Genomic DNA, 3996 nt, shown 5'->3' with positions numbered 1-3996 from the left:
CATTGCTGCTCTGCCCGATCGCGAAAGCGAGTTCCGTGAAAGTATCGAGATAGCATTAGGCTACGCACAAGCGCTCAACTGCAAAAAAGTCCACGCCATGGCAGGTATCGTAGAGTCTTGTTTCTCCCGAGAGCAGCACGTATCAACCTTTATTAAGAACATTCGTTTCGTGGCAGATGCATTTGCGACACAGGGTATTGAAGTCATGCTTGAACCTCTCAACAGCCGTGATGTGCATGGGTATTTTATCTCCCAACAACAAGAAGCCATTGAGCTTATCCACCAGATTGACCGCCCAAACGTGAAGCTTCAGTTTGATTTCTATCATGCTCAGATTATGGATGGCGATATCACTCGCTTACTTCGAAAATGTGGCAATTACATTGGGCATGTTCAGGTCGCTTCTGTCCCCGACAGACACGAACCCGATTTAGGTGAACTCAACTTCCCCTACCTGTTCGACGTGCTGGAAAACATCGGATACAAGAGCTGGATTGGCTGCGAATATCGCCCTAGGACGTCGACAGATGAAGGCTTGGGTTGGATTAGGCGTTACACACGAAACTCAGTATCCAGCCAATGACTCTAAAGCGGATACTGGTTTAAAAAGTATTTTGGTCAAACCATTATTGGAAAACGGAATGAATGCATGATGAGCTATCTAGCCCTTTCAACTTTAGCTGGCTTTTCCCATCAGATTGGAGTTCAAACGGAACAACCCACAGTTTTAATGAGTCGCTGAAATCAAAACTGTGCTGAATTGGATCCTTAAAGCCATCGTGAGCAGGGTAGATTAAGAAAAGCTCTCCTTTTCCATTCAAATATTTATACCCGTAAGCAAACATTTGATAGAAATCTTCTTGCGATAAGCCAAAGTTGTTCGCTGTAACGTCTACTAACTTCCATTTGGTATCCAGCACAATTGGGGAGCCTTTCGACGAGGTCACCAGTAAATCGGGCTTAAGCCCAAACTGACTTTGACCATTGTGCATCACTAAATGCTTGGACGAGGCTTGTGCAGTAAGCTCAACCCCCTCACTAAGCTGCGATTTAAGTATCGACGCCACATAACTTTCAAACACCGATTCCATAGGAAACAAAAGCGATGGTGCTTCGGCTTTACCTTTCATGCTTACTGGGGTAAAACCTTCAAGGATCAATTTAGCCCAAGCTAAAGGCCGTTCATAGTGTTTCATTCCTCGGTTCAGTTTCACCTGAGCGAAGTCATTTTTGACGTCTTGACTTATTGGGACGTCATTAAAAGCAAAATCTAACTCGCGTATCCACCGTTGATTCGCGTTGAGGTGCGTGTAAGTGCCTACCTTTTTGAGCGCCGCCCGAATCAGCCGGTTGGCAGGTCGGTTTTGAAGAAACTCATCGTACTCGACATAAAACTTATGCTTATTCACCAAATTGTGCCGAAGTTGCTTGGGCACCAATAATTTGCCTTTTAAAAAGGTAAGGTTGTCCTCACATTGTACGTAATCACTGCGCAACCCACGTTTTACTAACTGGTTTACACTGTGTAAAAACTGCTGAATAAATACCTCAAGCAAGGGCATTTTTTCCGTCTCGATACTTGCTGAATGGGTTTCGATATAACGAAACTCGCGAAGATGCCTGAGCATCATAAGCAGCTTTTTTCTCGCATCTACATTTGCAGATTTAGACTGGTCGTTTTTTTGGCTAACTTGGGCAACACTTCAATGTGTTCACCAATGGGCGTAAAAATCACACCCACATAGTTTTGTACTTGCAGTACTTTGTGCCCATATCGGGTAAACAGCTTTAAAAAACGCCCCACTTTGCTAGCGTGTTTGTTTAGGCACAGCTGTTCTAAGTGTTGAAAGGCAGCCGATGAAATCAGTGTATAGCCATTGGCTTGCGCCACTTCTTTCTCAAAGCTCAAATAACCAAACTCGTAAACGATTGGAGGCTTCATTTACGCCTCGGTAGTTTCTGGTTTCGATTCAGCTTCGTCTGACTGCGTGCTCGCCGCATCTGAACGCTTAGCCTCTTTCACGCTGCCAGGCTCATAGATTCCAATGAATGCCTTAGCGTTTTGCCACACGTCTGCACCATTCTCTTTAAGTGAATATTGCTGATACGTTTCACCAAAGGAATTGAGCCCATGTTTGTCACCAAATAGCTGCTTTAACGCTGTTTGTTCAAGTGATGTTTTGGTCACAAATTGCAAGTGTTCAGGCTTCTGGTTATCGGCAAGTACTAAGCGAATTTTTTCCCAGTCTTCAAAGAAGTACTCTTCCAGAAGCGGAATGATTTTGTTTTGAAATACTGAAACCAACTCAGAAAACGCCAAGTGTTTTTGCTTTTCATCTTCCAGCTTGTTTTTAACAGGCATAAAAAAGGCGTGGCCAAGGGTGTGCTCTCGGTCGTACAAAATCTCGATACGTTCGTTGAGTACCTTAAGCAGTCGCTCAAGGTCGATACCATTGACAACAACGCCTTTCAGAAGCTCGGGCTTAGGCATCATTTCGACGAAATCGAAACGGCGGCGCAGTGCCGTATCCATCATGGCTAACGAACGGTCAGCGGTATTCATTGTACCAATCAGGTATAAATTATCCGGCACGGAAAATAATGGTTTGCTGTGGGGCAAATGAATTTCTAGGCTCTCATCTTCCGGATTTTTCACCGCGGGCATGCGCTTGCTTGGCTCAATCAACGTAATCAGCTCACCAAAAATTTTAGAGATATTGCCTCGGTTGATTTCGTCAATTACCAATACGTAGTTCTGCTTTTGGCATGGTTCTGAGCCAGCGATCTCACTAGGAATACAGCTTTTAAGTTGTTGGAGTGCCTTAAAATAGTAGGTTGCGTGTTCTCTTGCTAAACCCGATACCGTTGAATTTTTTTTCACTTCCTGCCGGTTATCTACACCAGCCAAATAGAGGTTTTTTAAATCCGAAAACTTCATGATCTGAGAAGCCTTCCAGTTACTGCCGCTGTAACGAAAACCTTCCTCCGTAATATCAATGATCGATACCGCTTCGGTTAGGGAAATTCCATCCGAGTCATAAAAAGCAGAGAGTTTCAACGCCTCTAGACCATGTTCGAATTTTTTTTCCTCATTCAGTGCTTGCTGATCTTTCTGGCTATTTTTCAGGTTTTCTCTGGCGTCATCCGCTATGGCTTTGAATACGCCCTTTTTAATGGTGTATTTGACTTGATCGTTATCTGTTGTAGTTGCACTTAGGCCCTCAACAAATTCTTCATACCCATAGCTTTGGTGGAAGGTGACAAATCGGATTCGTTTGGCTTTTACCAGATCATCGTATATGGCTTTTAACTCACTCCGAGTTTCCCAAAAAGAGCCCGGCTCAGCGGCTTTTACTGCCGCTTCAATAGTGTGATAGGTTTTGCCTGTGCCGGGCGGACCGTAAAGGATTTGGTTGAGTATAGGGGTCGGCTCTGACTTAACATTGCTTTTGTATCTCACTTTTTTGGGCGAAGACAGGCTGTCAATATCAACAAATTGACTCACCTGTATTCTGCTAAGGTCGGCATTAATCCGGCCCGCTATTTGAGTAAGACCACTGGAAGGCTTAGCATGTTTTTTAGCTTGTTTTTCTGCCGCTTCAACGAGATCTGGGAAATACTCTTCTACCAGTTTTGCCCACTCATTAACTGTCACCCAGCCTTTGGCATGACTAAGTGCCTGCAAATATTTTTCGTATGTTTTCATTTGCCAACTCTGTTTATCAAATACAAAAAACACGCTACTCAGCGTGATTATAGTTTTATCAATTAGCCTTTAGCGGCTGCCTTTTCTGCTCTTTTCTTTGCCGACTCGGCTTTTTTGGCTGCTTTGGCGAGGGCTTCCGCTTCTTTGCGAGCCTCGGCTATTCGCTCTAGCAGTTTTTCGGCGGGTTCATCGCTTGGGTCTTGCTCTACCAGCTCACCACGGAAGGCTTTAGCCAAAATGCTTTGAGTGAGGTTATCGACCCTCGCCTGCGCTTTTTTCACTCGCGTTTC

The 3996-nt window shown here is 44.4% G+C and carries 4 protein-coding genes and 1 pseudogene; 1 reads left to right on the top strand and 4 read right to left on the bottom strand.

Annotated elements, in window-relative coordinates; translation table 11 throughout:
* Positions 1-583: hydroxypyruvate isomerase family protein (locus tag RH89_RS13410; RefSeq protein ID WP_038145898.1), on the top strand; the 583-nt coding region annotated here is incomplete at its 5' end.
* A gap of 43 nt (positions 584-626) precedes the next feature.
* Here the strand turns inward: RH89_RS13410 and RH89_RS13405 are convergent.
* The 4 genes and pseudogenes from RH89_RS13405 to RH89_RS13395 all read right to left on the bottom strand — a co-directional run.
* Positions 627-1631 (bottom strand): McrC family protein, encoded by a 1005-nt coding sequence (locus tag RH89_RS13405; protein WP_004402705.1) that lies wholly within the window; start codon positions 1629-1631, stop codon positions 627-629.
* A gap of 20 nt (positions 1632-1651) precedes the next feature.
* Positions 1652-1942, bottom strand: a complete 291-nt coding sequence (locus RH89_RS30595) for a hypothetical protein (RefSeq protein WP_004402702.1) — start codon at positions 1940-1942, stop codon at positions 1652-1654.
* Positions 1943-3706: an McrB family protein gene (locus RH89_RS13400; protein WP_004402701.1), complete on the bottom strand. Its 1764-nt coding sequence runs from the start codon at positions 3704-3706 to the stop codon at positions 1943-1945.
* 62 nt (positions 3707-3768) lie between these two features.
* Positions 3769-3996 (bottom strand): annotated as a pseudogene (locus tag RH89_RS13395) (restriction endonuclease subunit S); the annotation flags it as partial.

The sequence above is a fragment of the Vibrio nigripulchritudo ATCC 27043 genome (assembly GCF_000222685.1).
Taxonomy (GTDB): Bacteria; Pseudomonadota; Gammaproteobacteria; order Enterobacterales; family Vibrionaceae; genus Vibrio; species Vibrio nigripulchritudo.
The sequence above is the reverse complement of the archived record's forward strand: the minus strand, read 5'-3'. Positions and strand labels throughout refer to the sequence as shown.

Bases quoted from the DNA above. Each gene is read 5' to 3' on its own strand.
- RH89_RS13405 (WP_004402705.1), bottom strand. From the start codon at position 1,631: ATGATGCTCAGGCATCTTCGCGAGTTTCGTTATATCGAAACCCATTCA.
- RH89_RS30595 (WP_004402702.1), bottom strand. From the start codon at position 1,942: ATGAAGCCTCCAATCGTTTACGAGTTTGGTTATTTGAGCTTTGAGAAA.
- RH89_RS13400 (WP_004402701.1), bottom strand. From the start codon at position 3,706: ATGAAAACATACGAAAAATATTTGCAGGCACTTAGTCATGCCAAAGGC.